Source organism: Legionella qingyii (assembly GCF_003184185.1).
Genome location: NZ_QHJG01000082.1, coordinates 1 through 1514, shown reverse-complemented (window position 1 = coordinate 1514; position 1514 = coordinate 1). Strand labels below are relative to the sequence as shown.

The following is a 1514-nucleotide window of genomic DNA, read 5'->3' as shown; positions in this document are numbered from 1 at the left end:
TATAGGTTAAGGGTTAAAGTTTTGTGTTCTTGATTAGTGCCCCCTGATTTGGGGAAGAGCCGTTTTTATTTGGGATTTAATGGTAATTTATTGATTGAGTGGTGGCTATGGGTGGACTCGAACCACCGACCTCAGCATTATGAGTGCCGCGCTCTAACCGGCTGAGCTACATAGCCACAAGACGCGTGATTTTGTCTTTTTAAGGGGAAGATGTCAAGTCTGTTAGCCTATTTTTTTTAATTTTTTGTTATAAAAGCTGTTTTATATTAAGAATATAATTTTTAAAGCAGGTATTTTATAAACTTAAATTGGAAAATCGAGGTTACTTATTTTGTATTACTTGGGGGTTATCTATATGATTGATGAATTGAATAAGCGGAGTCAGCTTATTTTCGCCAAAATTTTGGATTACTCATATGGTTGATTTGCATTTCCAAATTTTCTGTAGTGGATTCTAATAATTCTTCTTCGCCTGATGTCCAGAATTTGCAAGTACCTTTATTTTTATATGATAGATAAAGTCCTAGTCCAAACACTAGTGTTGTGAAAGCATAAGCTACAGTCTTTAATATTCTTGTTTCATCAGAATCGTTATCGGCGGTAAAATTTTTAATAAAATTTTTATCGTGAATTTTATCGGAAAACTGATTAAGTCGGGTTAACGCATTTACCTCTGAATTTCTTAAAGTTTGTCTTACACTCTGTGCGTGATTGAATTTATCGATCAGTAATTTCAACTCAGATACATCACTATCACCGCTGTTTTCTATTATTTCTTCTGTAGATCTTTGAAAGCCAGCTTTATAATAGCTGGTAACATACCCATTAGAATCGTAACTAAGAAAAAATCCTGCTGGTAAAATAGATTTTATATCTTCTAATTTTTTTTCTTGATACAGTTCAAAGTCATGGTCCATTTTACTAGTTAACAATTCAAACCTTTTTAGGTGTTTCGCTCTTACCGTATTTATTCGCGGAGGTTGAGTGTTGTACCAGTTATCAAAAAAATTGCTACTCATCTGGCTTTTAATCGTCGAGGCCAAATTAGGATTGGCCTTCAGAACTTTATATAGATGGGCAACATGACCGGATAACAGACAACGTGTTTTTTTAAATTCGCCTGTTATTCGTTCAGATGCTCCGACTATAGCTAATATATATTGTTTCAGCCAATTAATATCATAGAAACAAATGGGTTTGGAGGTTTGTAGTGCCTCATGTAATTTGGTTGAAAAATTTATTGCATCTTCGTTTTGACTAGCCCAAGAGGAAAACTCATCACGATCTAAAAAAGGCGCCGCAAAAAATTCAGCGTTAACATACATAAAGGTTATGATGATTTTTAGTTCGGAGTTGCTAAACATTTTACATAATGATTAATTCATGAGTTAACTTAATTATATAGCAATTAAATTAACTTAATATTAAATGATATGAAAAATTGTAATAATAGCAGGGCGATTTCATCAAAGTTTAAAAACCAATCACTTTTCTTAAGTATTGAGTAGAAAGAG

At 33.0% G+C, this 1514-nt stretch carries 1 protein-coding gene and 1 tRNA gene; both read right to left on the bottom strand.

Annotation, left to right across the window (positions count from 1 at the left end; translation table 11 throughout):
* Nucleotides 1–99: 99 nt before the first annotated feature.
* Nucleotides 100–176, bottom strand: a tRNA-Met gene (locus DGG96_RS20555).
* A 210-nt stretch (nucleotides 177–386) separates the two neighbouring features.
* Nucleotides 387–1325 carry a hypothetical protein gene (locus DGG96_RS20550; protein ID WP_199739271.1) on the bottom strand — a complete coding sequence of 313 codons (939 nt, stop codon included), beginning with the start codon at nucleotides 1323–1325 and terminating at the stop codon, nucleotides 387–389.
* Between the last annotated feature and the right edge of the window lie 189 nt (nucleotides 1326–1514).

What these genes read in the sequence shown, in the direction of transcription:
- DGG96_RS20550 (WP_199739271.1), bottom strand. Translation starts at nt 1,325, where the DNA reads ATGTATGTTAACGCTGAATTTTTTGCGGCGCCTTTTTTAGATCGTGAT.